We start from the raw sequence: 20,623 nt of genomic DNA, 5'->3' as shown, positions 1-20,623 counted from the left end.
TCGGTGTCTTCCATCAAACTCAGCATATGCATCCCCACTTACAACCGTGAGAAACACCTGCACGATTGCCTGGAACGGTGCCATCGCGATTTCCGCTTCGATTTCCCCTATGAAATCGTCATTTCCGACAACGCCTCGACGGACAATACCGGCGCGGTCGCCAAGGAATTCATCGAACGGGGAATGCCGATCCGGTACGTCAGGGGCGCGGAGAATGTGGGGATGATCCCCAACATGAGCAGCTCCCTGCGGCTGGGACGCGGCGAATACCTCCTCTACCTCGCCGACGACGATCGCCTGATCCCGCAGGAAGTCGCCAATATCGTTGCCTACCTCGATGAGAATCCGAACATCACGGTCTGCCATGCGCCGTGGGCAATGTATGACGGCATCAACGAAGTTGAGGGCGGACTGTTCTACACGGTCAACGAAGACAAGGTTTTTCCGCAAAAAAGCTTCGCCGAAGTTTTCAACTATATGTTCCGGGGCCACATCTTCCCTGAAATCGGCATCTATCGCGCCAGCGCTTTCCGGTCCTCATGGGTTCCCAGGGATATCTGCTTCTACCCCTTCCCCATGCTTGCCCACTTCCTGGACCAGGGCGACATCGCCTTCCGCAAGACGCCCTTCTATCGCCAGGTCATCGCATCCAACGTCGAACGCGATCGTGTTCAGGGGGGCGCTCAGATCGCGGCAACCGGATGGGACCAGTACCGCGGCGGCCTGGAATACTTCCTCTACTTCGCATCCAAACGCGGCAAGGTCGGTACCTCGCCCGACGAACGCGCGACCCAGGAGCATCTCTGCAGAAACTTCACGCTGCAGCGGATGGCCGTCTCGATGCGACTGCTCGTCGGCATGCGCGAATACGTGAAGGCGTACGAGGTCTATACCAGAATGGTCTTCGGAGGCTTCGACGAGCATCCGGAAGTCATGTCCTTCAAGGAAGGCGGATTGCTCGCAACGGCACTGCAGACCCTTTCCTGGCAGCTGGGGGTGACCGCGGGTATCGACAATCTCGTCATCTCCGGATACCCGGACATGGTAACCCTCAAGGAACGGCTCCAAAGGGTGAGGCTCCCTTCGCGACTGGAGATCATCGACGAGCCGGCGGAACCTACGCCCGCGCAACTCGAGAACACGGCGATCCTGGTGCATCTGCCGGAAGAGCGGGCCCGTTTCGTTGAGATGGGTTATCTGCCCAACCTCGTGTTCGCCCAGGACGATCTGATCAGGACTATTTTGCTTTAGCCCACGAAGGCGTTTAGCCTGATCGCCGGAGAAGCCCCATTCACATGGTTTGCTGACGGTCGTCGTTCAATGGATAGGCCGTCAGTTACGGAGAGACGGAATTGAAAGCTGTAATTCTCGCCGGTGGGTTGGGAACCCGCATCTCTGAGGAGACGCATCTCAAGCCCAAGCCGATGATCGAAATCGGCGGACGGCCGATCCTCTGGCACATCATGAAGCTCTACTCCGCCCATGGCGTGAACGAGTTCATCATCTGCTGCGGATACAAGGGCTACGTCATCAAGGAGTATTTCGCGAACTACTTCCTGCACATGTCGGACGTCACCTTCGACATGGCCTATAACGAAAAGCAGGTCCATCGCCGCAGCGCCGAGCCTTGGAAAGTCACGCTGATCGATACCGGCGAAGCGACGATGACCGGCGGTCGCCTGAAGCGGGTTGCCGAATATCTGCGCAACGAGGAAAGCTTCTGCTTCACCTATGGCGACGGCTTGAGCGACGTGAACATCACCGAGCTCGTCAAGTTCCATCGTTCGCACGGCAGGAATGCGACGGTTACCGCCGTGCATCCGCCTGGTCGTTACGGCGCGCTCGAACGCTCCGGCAACCAGGTCACCGGCTTCGTGGAAAAGCCGCGCGGCGACGGCGGGATGATCAATGGCGGTTTCTTCGTGCTTTCGCCGAAATGCATCGACCTCATCGAGGGCGACAACATTCCGTGGGAGTCTGCGCCGATGGCGGACCTTGCCACGATGGGCGAACTGATGGCTTACGAGCATGAAGGTTTCTGGCAGCCGATGGACACGCTGCGGGAAAAGAACCTTCTCGAAGATCTCTGGGCCTCCGGAAAAGCGCCATGGAAAATCTGGCCGTGACCGGCGGGGCTCGTCCGGACCGCGGTTTCTGGGCGGGTAAACGCGTTGTTCTGACAGGGCATACCGGCTTCAAGGGAGCGTGGCTTTCCATCTGGCTCGGACGTCTCGGCGCCGAGGTCACCGGCATTGCCCTGCCACCCGAAACGCAGCCCAGTCTCTTTGCACTTGCGCGGCCTGACCTCAAGGAAAGTCATTTCCAGGATATCCGCGACGCCGCCAAGCTTGCCGAACTGGTACGTTCCGCCTCGCCCGAGATCGTGATGCATCTCGGCGCCCAGGCCCTGGTGCGCCCGAGCTACCAGGATCCGCTCGGCACCTTTGCGACCAACGTGCTCGGAACGGCCAACCTGCTCGAGGCGGTCCGTTCGGTCCCGCCGGCGCGCGTGATCGTCGCGATCACCACCGACAAGGTCTACCGCAACCTCGAACATGCCTTCCCTTACCGGGAGACGGACCATCTCGGCGGGCACGATCCCTACAGTGCCAGCAAGGCCGCGTCCGAGATCGTCATTGCGAGCTATCGCGATTCGTTTCTGCGCGAAAAAGGCGTGGCGGTCGCCAGCGCCCGGGCCGGCAATGTGATCGGCGGCGGCGACTGGTCGGCCGACCGTCTGCTGCCGGATGCGGTCCGCGCCTGGCAGTCCGGCAATACGCTCAGCGTCCGGCGGCCGGAGGCGAAGCGCCCCTGGCAGCACGTGCTCGAACCGCTCTCTGCCTATCTCGTGCTTGCCGAACGGCTGTGGAGCGACCCTTCGATTGGGGATGCCTTCAATTTCGGCCCGATCAGCCACGAGGCCGCGCCGGTGCGCCAGGTGATCGAGATCGCCCGCACATCCTTCGGCCGCGGCGAGGTCCAATATGGCGATGGCACCGAGGGACCGCACGAAGCGGGCTGGCTTGCCTTGGAAACTGCCAAGGCGCGGCATATGCTGGGTATCGAGCCGCGCTGGTGGCTGACGGAAGCTGTCGACCGGACGATGAAATGGTATCGTGCGCAGAACGACGGCGCTGACGTCCGTGCGCTTTGCGAGGCTGAAATCGCCGAATACGAGGCATGCCCTTGAGCCGCTTCACCGTCACCGATCTGCCGCTTGCCGGCCTGAAACTCGTCGAACGCCAGAACCTCGGTGATTCGCGGGGCTTCCTGTCGCGCATGTTCTGCGCCGAGGAACTCGCGTCAGCGGGCTGGGCAAAGCCGGTTGCCCAGATCAACCTGACGATGACGGCGCGGCAAGGCACCGTGCGCGGCATGCATTTCCAGCATCCGCCGCATGCCGAGATGAAACTGGTCAACTGCCTGCGCGGCGCGGTCCTCGACGTCGCGGTGGATCTGAGACGAGATTCTCCGACCTTCCTGAAATGGCATGCCCAGGAACTCTCCGCTGAGAACCGCCGCTCGCTGCTGATCCCGGAAGGGTTCGCGCATGGCTTCCAGGCGCTGACCGACGACTGCGAACTCCTCTATTTCCATTCGATGCCCTACGCATCCGGTTCGGAAGGTGCGCTGAACGCGCAGGATCCGGTTCTCAACCTAAGCTGGCCGCTGGAGATTACCGAAATGTCGGATCGGGATCGTGGCCACTCCACCCTGACATCACAATTCACGGGACTGACGCCATGAACTGCCGCCACTGCGGTACCGCACTTCGCTGCGATTTCCTGGACCTCGGCTTCGCGCCGCCGTCCAACGCCTATCTTACCGCCGAGGATCTCTCCAAGCCGGAAGTCTATTTTCCCTTGAGGCTGCAGGTCTGCGAGGAATGCTGGCTGGTTCAGACCGAGGACTATGCCTCGGCCGAATCACTCTTCAGCGCCGAATACGCCTATTTCTCCAGCGCCTCGACGAGCTGGCTCGCGCATGCCGCCCGTTATGTCGAAATGATCACCTCCCGCCTCGGCCTCGGCAAGGACAGCATGGTCATCGAGGTCGCCTCGAACGACGGTTATCTCCTGAAGAACTTCGTCAAGGCCGGCATTCCCTGCCTCGGCGTCGAGCCGACGGCGAGCACCGCCGAAGCCGCCGAGACGCTCGGCATCCCGGTCCGCCGGGAGTTCTTCGGTGAGGCACTCGGCAAGCAGCTGGCCGGTGACGGCAAGAGTGCCGATCTCATCCTCGGCAACAACGTCTATGCGCACGTGCCTGACATCAACGATTTCACGCGCGGCATCAAGGCGGCGTTGAAGGCCGGCGGCACCGTCACGCTCGAATTTCCGCATGTGATGCGGCTCATCGAGCACAACCAGTTCGATACGGTCTATCACGAGCACTTCTCCTATCTCTCCCTCTTCACGGTCGGAAAGATCTTCGAAGCGGCGGGCCTGCGCATCTTCGACGTCGAGGAATTGACTACCCATGGCGGCAGCCTGCGCGTCTATGGTTGCCATCAAGGTGATTCGCGCCAGACGACCGATGCCGTCACCGCACTGCTCGGCGAAGAACAGCGCCGCGGCCTTCAGACGCCGGCGATCTATGCCGACTTCCAGGCCAAGGCCGAAAAGGTCAAGAACGATGCCCTGGCCTTTCTGCTGGACGCAAAGCGCGAGGGCAAGACGGTCGCAGCCTATGGCGCCGCAGCCAAGGGCAACACGCTTCTGAATTTTGCCGGCGTCAAACCGGACCTGCTGCCCTATGTCTGCGATGCCGCAGCGGCCAAGCAGAACAAGTTCATGCCGGGCAGCCATATCCCCATCCTGCATCCGGACGAGATCGTCGCGCGCCGGCCGGACTATGTGATGATCCTGCCCTGGAATATCGCGACCGAAGTCCGTCAGCAGCTTGCTTCACTTGCCGATCAGGGCACCAGGTTCGTAACGGCCGTGCCGGAATTGAAGATCATATGACGCCACTCGTCCTGCTCACCGGGGGAACAGGTTTTGTCGGCCGGCAGGTGCTGCGGGCGCTGACCGAATCCGGTGCGCGCGTGCGGGTGATCTTACGTGAAGGATCGGCGGAAAGCCGGCTTGGCGATCTTTCTGCTGTCGAGACCATCGTGCGGACGCCGGACCTGTTCCGCGAGCCGGTCGAATGGTGGGCGAAGGCGCTGGAAGGTGTCGATACGGTCGCGCATGTCGCGTGGTATGCCGAACCCGGCAAATATCTGCAGTCGCCGGAAAACATCGTCTGCCTCGAAGGCACGTTGCGGATGGCGCAGGGCGCAGCGCTTGCCGGCGTCAAACGGTTCGTCGGCGTCGGCACGTGTTTCGAATACGACGTCTCGGTCGGCATGCTGGCCACCGATACCCCGCTACGTCCGATCAGCCCCTACGCCGGCGCAAAAGCCGCGGTGTTTCTGGCCCTGTCGCAATGGCTGCCGCTGCACCGGATCAGCTTTGCCTGGTGCAGGCTCTTTTATCTTTTCGGCGAAGGCGAGGATGAGCGACGGCTGTTTCCCTATCTTCGGACACAGCTTGCCGCCGGCAAACCGGTGGATTTGACCAGCGGCAACCAGATCCGTGACTTCCTGGACGTTCGGGAAGCAGGAAGGCAGATCGCTGATATCGGACTTGGCGACAAAACGGGAGCAGCCAACATCTGTTCCGGAATTCCGGTCACGGTGCGGCAGATAGCCGAGCGGTTGGCTGACGAGTATGGTCGACGCGATCTCCTGCGATTCGGCGCTCGTCCCGACAATCTGGTGGATCCTCCCTGCGTTGTAGGATTAACGAGGTGATGACATGACGACGAAAGATACCCTGCTGCTTTACGAACAGCCGCAGTTGCCGACCTTCCAGAACCGCGTTTATCCCACGGCGGCGGAAGCTAGAAGCTGCGCCAAGGGCGATATTCGGCTGGTGCAGGACATGAAGACGGGCCTCGTCTACAACGATGCGTTCGACCCCAAGCTGATGGATTACGACGGCAACTACAATAACGAACAGGGTGTCAGCCGGCACTTCCACCAGCATCTGGAAATGGTGGCTGGCATCGTCGAGCGGACGATGGGCCGTGAGAACCTGGTCGAGGTCGGCTGCGGCAAGGGCCTCTTCCTCGAAATGCTGCTTGAAAAGGGTTTCGACCTAACGGGCTTCGACCCCACATATGAGGGCACGAATCCGCGCGTAAAACGGCATTATTTCGAGGCCGGCGTCGATGTTCAGGGCGAGGGGCTGATCCTTCGCCACGTGCTGGAGCATATCCAGAACCCGTATGACTTCCTCGTCGAGCTCTGCAAGGCGAACGGCGGCAAGGGCCGCATCTATATCGAAGTGCCCTGCTTCGACTGGATCATGGAACACCGCGCCTGGTTCGACGTGTTCTACGAGCACGTCAATTATTTCCGCCTGTCCGACTTTCATCGGATCTTCGGCAATGTCATCGAAAGCGGTCGCGTTTTCGGCGGGCAGTACCTTTATGTGGTGGCCGAGCTGGACTCGCTGCGGTCACCAGTGCGCGAAGAAACCGATCGCGTCGCGTTTCCGGCCGATTTCACCCGCACGCTGGGCGACCGAATCGCCGCCGGCGACAGTTCGGCGATCTGGGGCGGCGCATCGAAGGGCGTGACTTTCTCCTTGCTGAAATCCCGTCAGGGGCAGCCGGTCGACATGGTCATCGACATCAATCCCGCCAAGCAGGGCAAGTTCCTGCCGGCAACCGGCCTGATGGTGCAATCGCCGGAACATGCACTGGCGAAGCTTCCCCACGGCTCGACCATCTACGTCATGAACTCCAATTATCTCGAGGAAATTCGAATGCTGTCTCACAACGCTTACACCTATGTGGGGATCGACAATGAGTGATTTCACCAAGGAAGTTGAAGCCCGCGTCGCGGCCGTCCCTGGAAACAAGGAGCTGAACGACAGCGCCGCGCAGTTCATGCGCACGTCGATCGCCTCGCAATATTCCTACAACTATTTCTGGCTCGGCCGGCCGATCATCCAGTATCCGCAGGATATGGTCGCCATGCAGGAGTTGATCTGGACGGTAAAACCCGACCTGATCATCGAGACCGGCATCGCCCATGGCGGCTCCCTCATCCTCAGCGCCTCGATGCTGGCGTTGTTGGAACTCTCAGAAGCCGCGGAAAAGGGCGACGTCGTCGATCCGGCCAAGCCGAAGCGCAAGGTTCTCGGCATCGACATCGACATCCGACCGCATAACAAGGAGGCGATCGAGGCTCACCCGATGGCGTCCCGGATCGAAATGATTCAGGGCTCCAGCATCGCGCCCGAGATCATGGACCAGGTCCGCAAGATCGCTGCCGGCTATTCGCGCATCCTGATCAGCCTCGACAGCAACCACACGCACGAGCACGTTCTCGAGGAACTCAAGCTCTATGCCCCGCTCACCAGCGTCGGCAGCTATTGCGTCGTGTTCGACACCGTCGTCGAGGATCTGCCGAAGGAACTGGCGGGCGATCGTCCGTGGGGACCAGGTGACAATCCGAAAACGGCCGTCTTCGAATATCTGAAGACGCATCCGGAATTCGAGATCGACAAGTCGGTCGAGAACAAGCTGCTGATCACTGTTGCACCGGACGGCTTCCTGAAGCGGCTGCGCTGAACGAACGGATGCTCCTTCCGGCAAAACCGGAAGGAGCGCCCCGGCTGGATAGAGATTCAATCAAACAAAAAAAGCGGCCATTTGCGGCCGCTTTTTTTGTGCGTTGTCTTCGAAACCCGCCTCTATTCGATCACGAAGGTCCGGAACATCACTTTGGCGACCTTGCCCTGCGAGCGAAGATCGACGCGTTCCTTGATGTCGTCCTTGAGATACTGGAAGCCCCGCGGGCCTTCGATCTGCTGCAGCGAGACGGTGCGCATATAGGCGAGGATATCCTGGTGGATATTTTCCGCGAGGGCCAGTTCCGGCGGCCCCTTGAACGCAAGCGCGACTTCGAGCCTGATCCAGTTCTCGGACGGATAGGCGAGATTGGTGGTGATCGGCTCGAGGAGAACGACGCCGTTGGCCTCGGTGGAAATATGGGGAAGCCCCTCTTCCTTCTTGCCGGCCTCGCCGTGTTCGCCGCCGGCTGCCGCCGTCTCGTGATTCTGCGCCGCGTTCGGATCCTTCGGCGCGATCATGCCGCCGACGACCCAGCCGCCACCGGCACCGATCACGGTCAGGATCGCAACGCCCGCGATGACCATGATGGTGCCGTTCTTCTTTTTCTTAGCGGCGTCGGCCGCCTGTGCTTCATCCGCCATGGTCTTCAAACCTTCACATCAAGAGACCTTCGCCCAGGTCCGTCAGAAGGGCGAGAACATATCGACGACCTGCTGACCGACCGGCGGCTGCTGGACTTCCGTCAGGCGGCCGCGGCCGCCGTAGGAGATGCGGGCCTCGGCGATCTTGTCATAGGAAATCATATTGGTGGAATCGACATCCTGCGGCCGGACGATACCGGCAACGTTCAGAATGCGGATTTCGTGGTTGACGCGCACTTCCTGCGAGCCGCTGATCAGGAGATTGCCGTTTTCGAGAATACCGGTCACGACGGCAGCCACGAGCAGCTTGAGGCTTTCGGCACGCTTGGTCGTTCCCTTGCCCTGCGAATCCGTGCTCGAATCCGTACCGAGATCGCCGGTCGTGCCCGCCTTCGGAGTCCAGCCGAACAGGTTGCTGAGGTTGGCACCCCAGGTCAGGCTGGTCGAGTTCGTGCGGTTGCGTTCCGTCTCGTTGTCGAACGACGCCTTGTCGTTGATCTTGATATCGACCGTCAGGATGTCGCCGACATTCAAAGCACGCGAATCCTTGAAAAGCGCAGCCTGATTATCGCTCCAGAGCGAATAGCCGCTGGCCATCTGCCGCGGCTGCTTCGGATAGGACGACATCTGCGGCGCCTGCGCATATTGCAGACCGCTGCCGATCGGGCTCATCGCCGGCGCATTGCCGATCTCCTTGATCGTCTGGCTCGAACAACCAGCCAGGAACAGAACGGCCATGATGGCGGGAATGCGTTTCGTCATGAGGGCACTTTCGGAACATTGGGAGCGCGTGCTTTCGACGTGTTGGGGTCGGAAGCGCTTGAGATGATCGTCGAGATCATGCCGGCCTTCTGCGGGTCCATTTCCGCGAGGAAAAGGGCCGACTGGCGGGCCGGAAGCTGCATGATGATCGCGGCTGCGACCTCCATGTTCATTTCTCCGAGCTGCGGTGCTGCCGCATCCGGTTTCATGGTCTTGAAGATGTCGACCAGGCCGGCCTGAGCCCGCGCCAGGAAGTCGTTGCGGCGCTTCAGCCAGTCCTGGTATTCGGCGGTACGGTCCTGAAGGGCCTTGATGCGGTCGTCGACATCGGCCTGCAGCTTTTCAAGCTCCTGCTTCTGCAGGAGATAACGCTGATCGCGCGCGGCGTCGGCGATATTGGTGCAGAATTTCTGGATCTCGTCGCTGGTCGACGCTTCGGTGACCGGCGGCGGCTGCTGTGCTCCCACCTGGGAAACCAGCGTCAGGACAGCGGCAGCGGTGAGGACGCGGCGCGCCAGCGTTTTGGATACGGAAATGGTGAATAGCGTCTCGGTCATTGCAGGACGAGCTCCGCTTGAAGGGCGCCGGCGGACTTGATGCCTTGCAGGATGGCGATGATGCCGTCCGGCTTGACGCCGATGCTGTTGAGACCGGCGACCAGGGTCCTGAGATCCGGACCGTTGAGGAGCGCGACCTGGCCGCCGTCCTTCATCGCCATGATATCCGTCTGGGGCTGAACCGCCGTCTCGCCACGCGAGAAAGGTTTGGGCTGGATCACCTGCGGGGTCTCCGTGACCTGCACCGTCAGCGTCCCGTAGCTCACGGCAACGCGCGAGATCTTCACATCCGCGCCGATGACGATCGTGCCGGTCCGCTCATTGACGACGACCTTGGCCGGCGTATCGGTTTCGACCACAAGGTTCTCGATCTCGGCCATCAGGCGCGTCAGATCGGCGGACTTCGGCTTTTGAACGATCACTTCCTGGCTGTCGCGGGGTTCTGCGATCGGACCGCCGTACCGGCGGGCCGCGAAGCTGTTGACGATGTCGGAGACGCGCACCGCGGTCGAGAAGTCCGGATTGCGGAGCTGCAGGACGAGGTTTACCGAGTCCTTGAATTTCGACGGCAATTCACGCTCGACGATCGCGCCGTTGGGAACGCGGGCCGCCGTCGTCACACCCTCGGTCAATGTGGCCGCCTGGCCCTGGGCCGAGAAGCCGGACACGACCAGCGCCCCCTGGGCGACGGCGTAGATCTGGCCGTCGGCGCCGGAAAGCGAGGTCATGACCAGCGTGCCGCCGCGCAACGAAGTTGCGTCGCCGAGCGAACTGACCGTGACGTCGATGCGGCTGCCGGGGCTGGCGAAGGGAGGAAGGTTGGCCGTGACCATGACGGCCGCGACGTTCTTGGCATTGGACTGGCTGCCCTGGGTCGAAATGCCGAGGTTCTGCAGCATCGCCTTCATCGACTGGTCGGTGAAGGGAGACGAACGCAGGCTGTCGCCGGAGCCCTGAAGACCGACGACAAGGCCGTAGCCGATCAGCTGGTTGTCGCGGCCGGCCTGCAGGGACGCGATGTCCTTGATGCGGGCGGTGACGACATAGGGACCGTCTGCGGACGCCGGTGCGCTGCCCAGGAGGGAACCGATCACGGCAAGAGTGAGGAAGAGACGGGTTCTCATTTCGCCATCACCTGGATCGTCCCATCAGCCATGACGGTACCGCTGACCGTGACACCCGAATCGATGTTGCGCACACGAATGACATCCCCGACAGCCGCATTCTCAAGCGGCGCGCCGGAGGCCGAAATCGTCATGGCACCGATGGTGAAGGTCAGGCGAACCGACTTGCCGCGAGTGACCGCGAAGGCTTCGCGAAGCGCCGAAACCGGAACGGTGCGCCCGGCCAACAGCGTGCGCTTTGCCACCATGCCCACGACTTCCTCGGTCCTGCGGGCATAGTCGCCGCCCAGATTCGGATTGGTGACCTGCACCTCCTCGACCCTGCCCTCGGTGATCTCTTCGCCGGGATAAATGGTCTGGACCGGCACAACGGCCGTTCCCATACCGGCGAGGACCGGCGAGCCCGTTGCGGCAAGAAGAGCTGCCAGGAGCCGCAAGGCCAGCCTGGCGTCAATCGCATTTTTCCGGCGAAACTTCATGTCTGCCCGTCTCCTGGTTATTATTTCAGGTTCTTGCTGACGATCGTAGCCATCTCATCGGCGGTGGTGATGACCTTGGAGTTCATTTCGTAGGCGCGCTGCGCGGAGATCAGGTCGGTGATCTCTCTGACGGCGTCGACGTTCGAACTCTCCAGATAACCCTGCTTCAGATAACCGAAGCCTGGATCCTCCGGGGCTGCCACGATCGGTTCGCCGGATGCGGCGGTCTGCGCAAACAGGTTGTCGCCGAGCGGCTGCAGGCCGGCCTCGTTGACGAAGTTAGCGGTGGTGAGCTGGCCGATCTCGGTGAAATCCGGGGAATTGCCGATGCGGACCATGACCTGACCCGTGCGGCTGATCTTGGTTTCGCTGACGTCTGCCGGGAAAGTGATGTTCGGCACGACCGCATAACCGTCGATCGTGACCAGCTGGCCATCGGCGTTCTTGTTGAAGGCACCGGCGCGGCTGTAGAGCGTCTGGCCATCCGGGGTCTGGATCTGATACCAGCCTCGGCCGACGATCGCCACGTCGAGGTCGTTCTCTGTGTGGGTCAGTTCACCCTGGGTGTGGATGTTGCGGACAGCCGAGGTCTGCACGCCGAGACCGATGTTCGCACCTTCCGGCACGATCGCCTGGTTGGCGCGGTTCGGCACGCCCTGGGCACGCTCGCTTTGATAGAGAAGATCGGAAAACTCGGCGCGGGCGCGCTTGTAACCGGTCGTGTTGATGTTCGCGATATTGTTCGCGATGACTTCGAGATTGGTCTGTTGGGCATCCATGCCCGTTGCTGCGACGGAAAGCGCTCTCATGTCTTCGTCCTCAAACTCTAGATCTGCATTTTCGTGACTTCGAGATAGGCGGACACGATCTTGTCGCGCAGCGCCATGGCGGTCTGGAGCGACTGCTGCGCTTCAAGAACCGCATCGACGACTTCACGGGTATTCGCCTTGCCCTGGATGGCCTTGAAGGACATCGATTCCGCGCCCTTCAGGCTGTTCATCGTGTCCGTCGCCATGTTGGCCATGATGCTGCCGAAATCCATGCCGGTGTTCTGGCCGGGCGTCGTCGCGATGCCGCCGGCGAGCGTGGAGCTGCTTGCGGAACCGACCTCGTCGAGGCCGTTGGTCAGCGAGAGAGAGCTAAGGTTTTGAATCTTGTCGATCATTGTCCGGCCTTCAGAAGGTCAATCGTCGCTGCGATCAGTTCGCGCGTCTGCTTGATGGTCTGGATGTTTGCGTCATAGGAACGATTGGCTTCGCGCATGTCGCCCATCTCGATCAGCATGTTGACGTTGGGCATCTTGACCATGCCCTTCGCATCGGCGGCCGGGTGGTCCGGATCATATTCCTCGATGAACTTGGAGCTGTCGTTGCCGAGCTTCTTGATCTCGACCACGTCCACGCCGCTTGCCTTGTCCAACTCGGAGCCGAAGGTGATCGTCTTGCGGCGGTAGGGGTCGGCACCGGGCGTGTCGCCGGTGGAGCGGGCGTTGGCGATGTTTTCGGAAACGATGCGCAGACGTGTCGACTGCGCCTCCATTCCCGATCCAGCGATCTTCAGGGAGGCTGAAAGCGGATCCATTTGCTTACCTCTTAACTAACGTCAGCATCATGCTGTGAAACGATTTCACTAGTCCTGTGCTCAATTCGTATTGGCGTTTGATTTCACCCGTCTTCGTCAGCTCATCGGCCAGCGAGACGGTATTTCCGGATTCCTGGACGCCGATTTCGTCGTTCAGCTCCGATGCCTTGATGTCGATCTCATCGCTGAGGTCGTTGCTGGCGAAATGGCCCGGATTGGTGCGGGCCATCGGAACATGCGTGCGGTCCAGCACCGAATCAAAAGGCGTGATGTCTTTCGCCTTGAACTTCGGCGTGTTGGCATTCGCGATGTTGCCCGCAACAACTTCCTGGCGCACCGAAAGCCAATCGGCCTGACGGGATGCCATTTCGAACAATTGAATCGGTTGCATAGGCTTGTCTCCATCTTCTGTCCGGAAACTATGCCAGTAACCTTGCGTCGGACTTACGGGCGAGCACTCCCGCCCGTGTCCTGATAAACTTCTCCGCTGGAAGTAATGATCACCCACTTGCCGCCACGTTGTTCGAGCGTGGCGAGCTTGCTGTTGTCGGGCAGAACCGAGCCGACCCGGACCATGTACATGCCGGAGCCGTCCTCGATGAGCGCGCGGCCGTTGGCGACGTGAAGCAGCCGGAAATTGCCGCGGCCCGGAAAGGGCTGCTCTTCCTGCAGATTGCCGTCCTTGCGCGTTTCGCCGAGGGACGACGTGGTGGCCGTGGTCAGCGCATCCATCGGCTCGACAGGCTTCGGCCAATCGTCCTTGGAACTGTCGGTCATGGCGAGAGGCGACACGGTCACGACCGAGCGGGCGGCCCCGGGGGGCAGATCGCGCGTGCGGCCGAGCGCTTCCGTCCGGATGCCGAACTTGTCGGCATTGAGGAAGACGTACCATGGAAAGAAGGCGGAGGCTGCGGCCAGGGTGATGCCCGTCGCGACCAGGATCTTGTCGCCCAATCGCGAGCGAGCCTCTTCCGATTGAGCTGCCGCTTCCTGGTTGTTCTTGTCGCTCATCGAATAATCACCTTCTGGCTATGGCCGACTGCGGATTGGCCTGCCCTGCCGCCGCCCGCAGCGCATTGGCCAGATCCGCGTAAGCGTCGAGCGTCGGCTTTTCCCCCGGCGTCTGCTTCAAGACTTCATAGATGACCGGCACCTGCTTGATCGCCATGTCGAGGTCCGGATCGCTGCCGGCGCGATAACCGCCGATCAGGCGCAGGTCACGGGTCTCCTCGTAGCGGTGCACCAGCGATTTCAGGCGCGACACCAGCTTTTCCTGATCCTCGGTCCAGGCCTTGCGGGCAAGACGCGAGATCGAGGAGAGCGGGTTGATCGGCGGGTAGCGGCCTTCCTCGGCAAGCGAACGCTCGAGAACGATGTGACCGTCGAGAATGCCGCGGGTCGAGTCGGCGATCGGGTCGTTGTGGTTGTCGCCATCGACGAGGATCGAGATGATCGCGGTGATCGTGCCCGTTCCTTCGACGCCCGGGCCGGCGCGCTCAAGCAGACGCGGCAGCTCGGTGAAGACCGACGCCGGGTAACCGCGGGCGATCGGCGGTTCGCCGGCCGCAACGGCGACTTCGCGGATCGCATGGGCAAAACGAGTGACGCTGTCGGCGATGAACAGGACGTTGTCGCCCTGGTCGCGGAAATGTTCGGCGATGGTGATCGCCACCAGCGGGGCCATCTTGCGCAGCATCGGGCTTTCGTCGCTGGTCGCGACGACGGCGATCGATTTCGACATGTGCTCGCCAAGCGTATCCTCGATGAATTCGCGCACTTCGCGGCCGCGCTCGCCGACCAGCGCGATCACCACCTTGTCGAAGGAGTCGGCTCTGGCGAGCATCGAGAGAAGCGTCGACTTGCCGACGCCCGAGCCGGCGAAAATGCCGAGGCGCTGGCCGAGGCAGAGCGGCGAGAAGATGTCGATCGCCCGGACCCCTGTCCTGAAACCCTTTTCGACGCGGCTGCGTGTCATCGAAGGCGGAGCGGTATTGGCGATCGAACGCGGATGAAGGCCGCGCCCGACCGGACCCTTGCCGTCGATCGGTTCTCCGAGCGAATTGATCGTGCGTCCACACCAGCTATTGTCCGGCGCGACACGGAAGGCGCCCTTGCGGATCACCGTATCGCCGATGCCGATCGGCTCGCCGGGTTCGATGGGGCAGACGTAGATGATGTCCGGCTCGACGCGGACCACTTCGCCGAGATGGATGCCGGTCGCGCTGCGATGGGCGACGAATTCGCCAAGCCGCACGTGTTTCGACAAGCCCGCGACGGTATAATGTCCTGCAGCGATGGTCCTGACATGACCACCGTGGGCGACCGAGAAGGCCGGGTCGGAATAACGTGCCGAAAGGCCGGCAAGCTGGGCCAGCTTGCCGCCGTTGACTGCATCGAGGATAGCCGCTTCCATCATGGTGGGCCCTCTTTCCTATCGTTTAAGCGTTGGAGCCGCCGAGTGTCTTGATCGCATCGTCCAGCGAGGTCTCGCTGTCGCGCATCAGCGACGAGATGCTTTCGAAAGCGCGATTGACCTGGATCAGCTGGGTCATTTCGCGGATGCCGTTGACGTTCGCCCCTTCGAGGTAACCCTGAACGACGGAGTTCTCGATGCCCTCGAGCACCGGCTGCGGGTTATCGACGGTGATGACGCCGGAGTTGTCGTGGCGGACGAAGCCCTTCGTGACGTCAGCCGTGAACAGACCGAGGCTGGCGACCGGCTGCTCGTTCTGCCGGATGATACCGTCGGAGCCGACAGTCGGAGGGCCGCCGTCGCGGTTGAGCTGGATCGGAGCACCACCGGCATCGAGAACCGCATAACCGCGGATCGAACGGAGCTGGCCGAGCTCGTCCATCGTGAAACGGCCGTCGCGGGTCAGCACCTGGCCGGCCGGCGTATCGATCGCGAACCAGGCATTGCCCTTGATTGCGAAGTCCAGCGGGTTGCCCGTGCGCTGCATTTCGCCGGTACGGGTCGACAGATAGTCGTTGCCCTGGGTGACGAACGCGACCTTCGCACCGATATCGTTCTGGGTCTTGCTCAAGACCTCGTCGAACTTGACCTCCGTGGAACGGAAGCCGACGGTGTTCATGTTGGCCATATTGTCGGCGATCGTGTTCAAGCGGCGCTCGAGCGCGATCTGGGAAGAGATGCCGACGTAAAGTCCGGACTGCATATCATTTGCCTCCGAGTTTCAGGTTATTGATCGAGATCAGAAGATCCGTGGAAATTCCGCTCGACGATGGGGAATTGAAGACGGCGAGCGGATCGTAGCTCTCGGTGGGATTGCTGATCTCCCACATCGCCGTGAACCGCTCGAGAAATTTGTTGACCTTGGCCGGGTCCTGGAAATCCGCGATCTTGACCGTGTCTTCGATGTATTTGGCCTGGCGGTCGAGGTCGGCCCCGATCATGTCGGCCGACATTCCAAGCGCGGTGCGCATGACTTCCGAAAGCGCGTCGTCGGCAAGAACTTCCATGCCGGATTTGATCGTTGGGGCGGTGCGCTCGAAATAGAGCGCCAGCCGGACACCCATGTTGTCGACGCCCGCATCCTCTTCCAGCGTCTGGCGCTGGAACTTGTCAACGACGCCCTTCTGGGCCTTGTCGAAGGAGGTGGCGGTGGTGCCAAAGGCGGCAAAATTCAGGGATTCCGCGAGCTGCGAATAGCGACTGTCGGAGAGCTGGTTGGCGAAATCCGCCTTGTTGTCGGTACCCTCGGTCAGGACCTTGCGGATGAACGCCTTGGCATACGCCATATCCTCGAGACCGTGAGCCTTCAGCGCGTAATTATAGATGCGCGTATCGGCCATGAAGTCGTCGATGGTTTTGATGCTGCCGATCTTGGAGAGGTAATATTCGCTCTCGCGCGCAACTTCCGGCTTTTCGGCGACGCGTTCCAGCGACTTCGACATGTCGCGGCTGATCATTGCGTAGCTGGTATAGGTCGTGATCACGATATCTCTACCTAAGTCCGCGGAAGCGGCGGACGTCGCTGCGGAGCGGGCAATCCGGTCCGATCGTCGGCAGAACTAGGCTCGAAGACTTGTGCGAGGCTGTTCCGGACCTGCTTTCAATGGCGTCTCCACAGCCAGCCTCACGCAAGCCAGACGCCTTATCCCCAAGACAAACGAAAACAATCGGGCACAGGTACGCGATGAATATTATTATCGGCTTTGTCATCACCGTTGGCTGTATTCTCGGTGGCTTCATGGCCATGGGTGGCCACATCGACGTCCTCATCCAGCCTTACGAGCTTCTGATCATCGGTGGCGCCGGTCTCGGCGGCTTCATCATGGCCAACCCGATGAAAGTCGTGAAGGATAGCGGCAAGGCGCTCGGAGAGGCCTTCAAGAACGCCGTACCGAAAGAGCGGAACTATCTAGACGTTCTCGGCGTGCTTTATTCGCTGATGCGCGACCTTAGAACCAAGTCGCGCAACGAAATCGAGGCGCATATCGACAATCCGGAGGAATCGCCGATCTTCCAGACCGCTCCGACGGTCCTGAAGAACAAGGAACTGACTGCCTTCATCTGCGACTACGTGCGCCTCATCATCATCGGCAATGCCCGCTCCCATGAGATCGAGGCCCTGATGGATGAAGAAATCAGCACCATGTTCTCCGACAAGATGAAGCCCTATCACGCGATCACCGCGATGGGTGACTCGTTCCCGGCCATCGGTATCGTCGCCGCCGTTCTCGGGGTTATCAAGGCGATGGGCAAGATCAACGAATCGCCGGAAGTTCTCGGCGGTCTCATCGGTGCAGCTCTCGTCGGCACCATGCTCGGCATCTTCCTGTCCTATTCGGTCTGCAACCCGCTGACCTCCCAGATCAAGATCGTCCGCACCAAGCAGCATCGCCTGTACATCATCGTCAAGCAGACCCTGCTTGCCTACATGAACGGCTCCGTGCCGCAGGTCGCGCTCGAATACGGACGCAAGACGATTTCCAACAAAGAACGGCCCTCGATCGACTCGGTCGAGCAGGAAATGATGAATCCTGGTGGAGAAAAGGCGGCATGATGACGTCGAACCAAGCAAACCAATCACCGGCGTCGGGCATGGACCTGGCGCTCCTGGCAAAACTGACCGGAGGCCTCGGCGACAAGAAGACCGTCGAGAAGATCAGCAGCGAATTCGCCCAACTCTACGCGGAATTCCTGCCGGACGTCTTTCACAGCGAAACCGGCATCCGGATCGGCGTCTCCTATGTGAGCTGCACGTCCGGCCTGATGACCGATCTCATCGCCGACCTCGGCGATGGGTTTGCCCTTTCCGACGGAGCCCTGCGCAACTGGTCCCCGAATTTCGTGCTCGGTTGCGGCAACAGCTTCGTGATTGCACTCATGGAACTGATGCTGGGCTCCGCCCCCAACACGATCGAACAGCCGATCGAACGTCCGCTTTCTGATATCGAACTCGACCTCGCCGTGATGGTTTTCGAGCGGATCGCCGACGTGCTGCGCTCCGGCGTCAACGCGCAGGGGAGCTTCGAAGCAAGCCTTGAACGGCCTCATAACGCCGAAGACCGCCCAAAGTCGGACGATCTGGCGCGCCCGGAATTCGGCGTCTCCATCCGCATGGCGTTCGAGCTCGGTTCGGTGATCTCCGAATTCGCTCTCGTCATCCCTCAACGTGCCTTCCTGAAGACCAAGGTCACCGCGCCGAAGTCGAAGGCTCAGGCTTCCAAGGCCAAGCAGGAATGGACGGACCGCATGAAAGACCAGGTCCGCCGCTCGCATGTCACCCTGGAGGCCCGTATTCGCCTGCAGAAGCTGACGCTCGGTACGATCTCGCGGCTCGCAGCCGGCGACGTGATCGCTTTCCAGGACAAGCGCGATGTCCAGGTTCAGGTCAGTGCAAACGGCCGGGATATGTATTCGTGCGAATTCGGGCGGTCCGGCGAGCGGTATACAGTCCGCGTAAAGGATAACATCAGCACGGACGACGAGATTCTCCAACACCTGATAGGCTAGACCCGCGGCCAGCCTGTTATCGGCTTTTTCGCCAAGGCAGGCTGACGCAAGTTTCAACAGGAATAATCACCGCATGGCTACGAAGAAGACACCTCTCACCGACGACGACTCGCTGATGCCGATCGGCAATGATGCCGATCTGGATCAGGCCATCGACGATTTGCGCGGCGTCTTGAAGACGGATGCCGATGGCGGCGCGCCTGATTTCGATGCCGATTTCGGTTCGTCCGCAACCTCGGATTTTTCGGCCGACGCTCCGTCCTTCGGCGGCGGCTTCGAAGCACAGGCTGATACATTCGGTGGCGCTGCCTCGGGTCTCGGCGGAGCAAAAAGCTTCGGCGGCAACGATTTCGGCAGCTCGACATCCAGCAGCGCCGCCTACCAGGAACCGGGCAGCGCGCTCAACGCCAATCTCGACCTGATCATGGATATCCCGATCGACGTCGAGATCGTGCTCGGTACGAGCCGCATGCAGGTGTCGGGCCTGATGACCCTCGAGGAGGGTGCGACGATCGCACTCGACAAGAAGATCGGCGAGCCGGTTGAAATCGTGGTCAACGGACGCCGCATCGGCAAGGGTGAAATCACCGTGCTGGAAAATGACGACACGCGTTTCGGTGTGCGACTGACGGAAGTACTGAGCACGAGAAGAACCTGATCCCTGTTTGGGACAGAGAAGGAAGACCATGATGGACTTTGAGGATTTCGGTGGCAGCGCCCTCTCTACGAAACCGTTGTCCAAGGCCGAAAAGGCCGCGGCAGTGCTCCTGGCTATGGGCAAGGGCGTCGCTGGCAAGCTTCTCAAGTATTTCACCCAGGCCGAGCTGCAGAATATCATAGCCTGTGCCCAGAGCCTGCGCGCCATCCCCCCGGACGAACTCCTCGAACTCGTCAACGAGTTTGAGGACCTGTTCACCGAGGGCACCGGTCTCATGGACAATGCCGCAGCGATCGAGGGCATTCTCGAAGCGGGCCTCACGCCGGAAGAGGTCGACGGGCTGCTCGGCCGCCGCGCCGCGTTCGACGACTACCAGGCCAATATCTGGGACCGCCTGCAGGATGCCGATCCGGCATTCGTGGGCAAATTCCTGTCGCGCGAACATCCTCAGACGGTCGCCTACATTCTTTCGCAGATGCCGTCGATCTTTGGCGCCAAGGTCCTTCTCCAGCTTCCCGACAGCCGCCGCGCCGATATCATGAACCGCGCCGTCAACATGAAGGAAGTCAGTCCCAAGGCCGCGCAGATCATCGAGAACCGGGTGATGGAACTGATCGCGGCAATCGAAGCCGAACGCAACTCGAATGGCTCGAACAAGGTCGCCGAGCTAATGAACGAGCTCGAAAAGAGCCAGGTCGATACCCTGCTCAGCTCACTCGAGACGATCAGCAAAGACTCCGTCAACAAGGTCCGCCCGAAGATCTTCCTCTTCGAAGACCTGCTCTACATGCCGCAGCGCAGCCGCGTCATGCTGCTCAACGACGTCGCAGGGGACATTCTCACGATGGCGCTGCGCGGCGCGACCAACGAGATCAAGGAATGTGTTCTCGCGGCGATCAGCCCGCGCCAACGCCGCATGATCGAAAGCGATCTCGCGGTTCAGAACATGAACCTCAATCCGCGCGAAGTGGCGATTGCCCGTCGCGCGATCGCACAGGAAGCGATCCGGCTCGCCAATTCGGGCCAGATCATGCTCAAGGAAGAAAAGAAGGAAGGCGACAAGCCGGCCGAAGCCGCCTGACCTGCCGATTAAGGCGCCACGAAGGAAGCGGAGCGGGAAATTTCCCGCTCCGTTTTCGTTTCGGCCAGCCTTTCGCCGATATTTTCCGGCCACCCACAGTCTTTTTCTTGACTCGATTAGCGGCTAGCAGG

25 protein-coding genes are annotated in these 20,623 nt (G+C 60.9%); 12 read left to right on the top strand and 13 right to left on the bottom strand.

The window, feature by feature from the left end; genetic code table 11:
• The first annotated feature begins 3 nt into the window (after positions 1 to 3).
• From LZK81_RS03550 to LZK81_RS03515, 8 genes are all read left to right on the top strand, one after another.
• Complete coding sequence (locus tag LZK81_RS03550) at positions 4 to 1,251, top strand: glycosyltransferase family 2 protein (RefSeq protein WP_046611713.1); 1,248 nt, start codon at positions 4 to 6, stop codon at positions 1,249 to 1,251.
• 101 nt (positions 1,252 to 1,352) lie between these two features.
• On the top strand, positions 1,353 to 2,126 hold the full coding sequence (rfbF, locus tag LZK81_RS03545; RefSeq protein ID WP_046624913.1) for a glucose-1-phosphate cytidylyltransferase: 774 nt from the start codon (positions 1,353 to 1,355) through the stop codon (positions 2,124 to 2,126).
• Positions 2,108 to 3,190, top strand: coding sequence for a CDP-glucose 4,6-dehydratase (rfbG, locus tag LZK81_RS03540; RefSeq protein ID WP_233955214.1), 1,083 nt, complete (start codon positions 2,108 to 2,110; stop codon positions 3,188 to 3,190). Before rfbF ends, rfbG begins: the two co-directional genes overlap by 19 nt.
• Positions 3,187 to 3,747, top strand: coding sequence for a dTDP-4-dehydrorhamnose 3,5-epimerase family protein (locus tag LZK81_RS03535; protein ID WP_233956445.1), 561 nt, complete (start codon positions 3,187 to 3,189; stop codon positions 3,745 to 3,747). The genes rfbG and LZK81_RS03535 overlap by 4 nt, the downstream gene beginning before the upstream one ends.
• Complete coding sequence (locus LZK81_RS03530) at positions 3,744 to 4,967, top strand: class I SAM-dependent methyltransferase (RefSeq protein ID WP_233955213.1); 1,224 nt, start codon at positions 3,744 to 3,746, stop codon at positions 4,965 to 4,967. Before LZK81_RS03535 ends, LZK81_RS03530 begins: the two co-directional genes overlap by 4 nt.
• Positions 4,964 to 5,797, top strand: a complete 834-nt coding sequence (locus LZK81_RS03525; RefSeq protein WP_233955212.1) for an NAD-dependent epimerase/dehydratase family protein — start codon at positions 4,964 to 4,966, stop codon at positions 5,795 to 5,797. The genes LZK81_RS03530 and LZK81_RS03525 overlap by 4 nt, the downstream gene beginning before the upstream one ends.
• Before the next feature lie 4 nt (positions 5,798 to 5,801).
• Positions 5,802 to 6,863: a class I SAM-dependent methyltransferase gene (locus LZK81_RS03520; RefSeq protein WP_233955210.1), complete on the top strand. Its 1,062-nt coding sequence runs from the start codon at positions 5,802 to 5,804 to the stop codon at positions 6,861 to 6,863.
• Positions 6,856 to 7,626 carry a cephalosporin hydroxylase family protein gene (locus tag LZK81_RS03515; protein WP_046624909.1) on the top strand — a complete coding sequence of 257 codons (771 nt, stop codon included), beginning with the start codon at positions 6,856 to 6,858 and terminating at the stop codon, positions 7,624 to 7,626. The genes LZK81_RS03520 and LZK81_RS03515 overlap by 8 nt, the downstream gene beginning before the upstream one ends.
• A 122-nt stretch (positions 7,627 to 7,748) precedes the next feature.
• Here the strand turns inward: LZK81_RS03515 and LZK81_RS03510 are convergent, their stop codons facing one another.
• Genes LZK81_RS03510 through LZK81_RS03450 form a run of 13 tightly spaced genes read right to left on the bottom strand, consistent with a single transcriptional unit; the run spans position 7,749 to position 16,730 of the window.
• Entirely contained in the window at positions 7,749 to 8,270 is a 522-nt protein-coding gene (locus LZK81_RS03510; protein WP_046603524.1) for a flagellar basal body-associated FliL family protein, read from the bottom strand.
• A gap of 42 nt (positions 8,271 to 8,312) precedes the next feature.
• Positions 8,313 to 9,032: a flagellar basal body L-ring protein FlgH gene (gene flgH / locus LZK81_RS03505; protein WP_037087079.1), complete on the bottom strand. Its 720-nt coding sequence runs from the start codon at positions 9,030 to 9,032 to the stop codon at positions 8,313 to 8,315.
• Positions 9,029 to 9,589, bottom strand: coding sequence for a MotE family protein (locus LZK81_RS03500; RefSeq protein ID WP_233955209.1), 561 nt, complete (start codon positions 9,587 to 9,589; stop codon positions 9,029 to 9,031). The genes flgH and LZK81_RS03500 overlap by 4 nt, the downstream gene beginning before the upstream one ends.
• Positions 9,586 to 10,713, bottom strand: a complete 1,128-nt coding sequence (locus LZK81_RS03495) for a flagellar basal body P-ring protein FlgI (protein ID WP_233955208.1) — start codon at positions 10,711 to 10,713, stop codon at positions 9,586 to 9,588. The genes LZK81_RS03500 and LZK81_RS03495 overlap by 4 nt, the downstream gene beginning before the upstream one ends.
• Complete coding sequence (flgA, locus tag LZK81_RS03490) at positions 10,710 to 11,192, bottom strand: flagellar basal body P-ring formation chaperone FlgA (RefSeq protein WP_233955207.1); 483 nt, start codon at positions 11,190 to 11,192, stop codon at positions 10,710 to 10,712. The genes LZK81_RS03495 and flgA overlap by 4 nt, the downstream gene beginning before the upstream one ends.
• Positions 11,193 to 11,212: 20 nt before the next feature.
• Positions 11,213 to 12,001 carry a flagellar basal-body rod protein FlgG gene (gene flgG / locus LZK81_RS03485; RefSeq protein ID WP_046611721.1) on the bottom strand — a complete coding sequence of 263 codons (789 nt, stop codon included), beginning with the start codon at positions 11,999 to 12,001 and terminating at the stop codon, positions 11,213 to 11,215.
• A gap of 17 nt (positions 12,002 to 12,018) precedes the next feature.
• Positions 12,019 to 12,357 carry a flagellar hook-basal body complex protein FliE gene (locus LZK81_RS03480; RefSeq protein WP_037087084.1) on the bottom strand — a complete coding sequence of 113 codons (339 nt, stop codon included), beginning with the start codon at positions 12,355 to 12,357 and terminating at the stop codon, positions 12,019 to 12,021.
• Positions 12,354 to 12,773, bottom strand: coding sequence for a flagellar basal body rod protein FlgC (flgC, locus tag LZK81_RS03475; RefSeq protein ID WP_046664764.1), 420 nt, complete (start codon positions 12,771 to 12,773; stop codon positions 12,354 to 12,356). The genes LZK81_RS03480 and flgC overlap by 4 nt, the downstream gene beginning before the upstream one ends.
• 4 nt (positions 12,774 to 12,777) lie before the next feature.
• Positions 12,778 to 13,164 carry a flagellar basal body rod protein FlgB gene (gene flgB, locus LZK81_RS03470; RefSeq protein WP_046603237.1) on the bottom strand — a complete coding sequence of 129 codons (387 nt, stop codon included), beginning with the start codon at positions 13,162 to 13,164 and terminating at the stop codon, positions 12,778 to 12,780.
• A gap of 53 nt (positions 13,165 to 13,217) precedes the next feature.
• On the bottom strand, positions 13,218 to 13,784 hold the full coding sequence (locus tag LZK81_RS03465; RefSeq protein ID WP_046603236.1) for a hypothetical protein: 567 nt from the start codon (positions 13,782 to 13,784) through the stop codon (positions 13,218 to 13,220).
• A 7-nt stretch (positions 13,785 to 13,791) separates the two neighbouring features.
• Positions 13,792 to 15,189 carry a flagellar protein export ATPase FliI gene (gene fliI / locus LZK81_RS03460; protein ID WP_046603235.1) on the bottom strand — a complete coding sequence of 466 codons (1,398 nt, stop codon included), beginning with the start codon at positions 15,187 to 15,189 and terminating at the stop codon, positions 13,792 to 13,794.
• 22 nt (positions 15,190 to 15,211) lie between these two features.
• Complete coding sequence (flgF, locus tag LZK81_RS03455) at positions 15,212 to 15,949, bottom strand: flagellar basal-body rod protein FlgF (RefSeq protein WP_046624907.1); 738 nt, start codon at positions 15,947 to 15,949, stop codon at positions 15,212 to 15,214.
• A gap of 1 nt (position 15,950) precedes the next feature.
• Positions 15,951 to 16,730 (bottom strand): DUF1217 domain-containing protein, encoded by a 780-nt coding sequence (locus LZK81_RS03450; protein WP_046603233.1) that lies wholly within the window; start codon positions 16,728 to 16,730, stop codon positions 15,951 to 15,953.
• A 200-nt stretch (positions 16,731 to 16,930) separates the two neighbouring features.
• Between LZK81_RS03450 and motA the strand changes: the two genes are divergently transcribed.
• From motA to fliG, 4 genes are all read left to right on the top strand, one after another.
• Positions 16,931 to 17,800, top strand: a complete 870-nt coding sequence (gene motA, locus LZK81_RS03445) for a flagellar motor stator protein MotA (protein WP_046603232.1) — start codon at positions 16,931 to 16,933, stop codon at positions 17,798 to 17,800.
• Positions 17,800 to 18,753 carry a FliM/FliN family flagellar motor switch protein gene (locus LZK81_RS03440; RefSeq protein ID WP_046603522.1) on the top strand — a complete coding sequence of 318 codons (954 nt, stop codon included), beginning with the start codon at positions 17,800 to 17,802 and terminating at the stop codon, positions 18,751 to 18,753. Before motA ends, LZK81_RS03440 begins: the two co-directional genes overlap by 1 nt.
• Before the next feature lie 73 nt (positions 18,754 to 18,826).
• Positions 18,827 to 19,411, top strand: a complete 585-nt coding sequence (fliN, locus tag LZK81_RS03435; protein WP_233955206.1) for a flagellar motor switch protein FliN — start codon at positions 18,827 to 18,829, stop codon at positions 19,409 to 19,411.
• 28 nt (positions 19,412 to 19,439) lie between these two features.
• Positions 19,440 to 20,492, top strand: a complete 1,053-nt coding sequence (gene fliG / locus LZK81_RS03430) for a flagellar motor switch protein FliG (protein ID WP_046603230.1) — start codon at positions 19,440 to 19,442, stop codon at positions 20,490 to 20,492.
• Positions 20,493 to 20,623: the final 131 nt, after the last annotated feature.

The organism is Neorhizobium galegae (assembly GCF_021391675.1).
Taxonomy (GTDB): domain Bacteria; phylum Pseudomonadota; class Alphaproteobacteria; order Rhizobiales; family Rhizobiaceae; genus Neorhizobium; species Neorhizobium galegae_B.
This window is presented reverse-complemented; position numbering and strand designations above follow the sequence as displayed.

Bases quoted from the DNA above. Each gene is read 5' to 3' on its own strand.
- rfbG (WP_233955214.1), top strand. From the start codon at position 2,108: ATGGAAAATCTGGCCGTGACCGGCGGGGCTCGTCCGGACCGCGGTTTC.
- LZK81_RS03520 (WP_233955210.1), top strand. From the start codon at position 5,802: ATGACGACGAAAGATACCCTGCTGCTTTACGAACAGCCGCAGTTGCCG.
- LZK81_RS03510 (WP_046603524.1), bottom strand. From the start codon at position 8,270: ATGGCGGATGAAGCACAGGCGGCCGACGCCGCTAAGAAAAAGAAGAAC.
- flgB (WP_046603237.1), bottom strand. From the start codon at position 13,164: ATGCAACCGATTCAATTGTTCGAAATGGCATCCCGTCAGGCCGATTGG.
- fliI (WP_046603235.1), bottom strand. From the start codon at position 15,189: ATGATGGAAGCGGCTATCCTCGATGCAGTCAACGGCGGCAAGCTGGCC.
- motA (WP_046603232.1), top strand. From the start codon at position 16,931: ATGAATATTATTATCGGCTTTGTCATCACCGTTGGCTGTATTCTCGGT.
- LZK81_RS03465 (WP_046603236.1), bottom strand. From the start codon at position 13,784: ATGAGCGACAAGAACAACCAGGAAGCGGCAGCTCAATCGGAAGAGGCT.
- fliN (WP_233955206.1), top strand. From the start codon at position 18,827: ATGGCTACGAAGAAGACACCTCTCACCGACGACGACTCGCTGATGCCG.
- fliG (WP_046603230.1), top strand. From the start codon at position 19,440: ATGATGGACTTTGAGGATTTCGGTGGCAGCGCCCTCTCTACGAAACCG.
- LZK81_RS03480 (WP_037087084.1), bottom strand. From the start codon at position 12,357: ATGATCGACAAGATTCAAAACCTTAGCTCTCTCTCGCTGACCAACGGC.
- flgA (WP_233955207.1), bottom strand. From the start codon at position 11,192: ATGAAGTTTCGCCGGAAAAATGCGATTGACGCCAGGCTGGCCTTGCGG.
- flgH (WP_037087079.1), bottom strand. From the start codon at position 9,032: ATGACGAAACGCATTCCCGCCATCATGGCCGTTCTGTTCCTGGCTGGT.
- LZK81_RS03440 (WP_046603522.1), top strand. From the start codon at position 17,800: ATGACGTCGAACCAAGCAAACCAATCACCGGCGTCGGGCATGGACCTG.
- flgG (WP_046611721.1), bottom strand. From the start codon at position 12,001: ATGAGAGCGCTTTCCGTCGCAGCAACGGGCATGGATGCCCAACAGACC.
- LZK81_RS03530 (WP_233955213.1), top strand. From the start codon at position 3,744: ATGAACTGCCGCCACTGCGGTACCGCACTTCGCTGCGATTTCCTGGAC.
- LZK81_RS03525 (WP_233955212.1), top strand. From the start codon at position 4,964: ATGACGCCACTCGTCCTGCTCACCGGGGGAACAGGTTTTGTCGGCCGG.
- LZK81_RS03515 (WP_046624909.1), top strand. From the start codon at position 6,856: ATGAGTGATTTCACCAAGGAAGTTGAAGCCCGCGTCGCGGCCGTCCCT.
- flgF (WP_046624907.1), bottom strand. From the start codon at position 15,949: ATGCAGTCCGGACTTTACGTCGGCATCTCTTCCCAGATCGCGCTCGAG.
- flgC (WP_046664764.1), bottom strand. From the start codon at position 12,773: ATGGATCCGCTTTCAGCCTCCCTGAAGATCGCTGGATCGGGAATGGAG.
- LZK81_RS03495 (WP_233955208.1), bottom strand. From the start codon at position 10,713: ATGAGAACCCGTCTCTTCCTCACTCTTGCCGTGATCGGTTCCCTCCTG.
- LZK81_RS03500 (WP_233955209.1), bottom strand. From the start codon at position 9,589: ATGACCGAGACGCTATTCACCATTTCCGTATCCAAAACGCTGGCGCGC.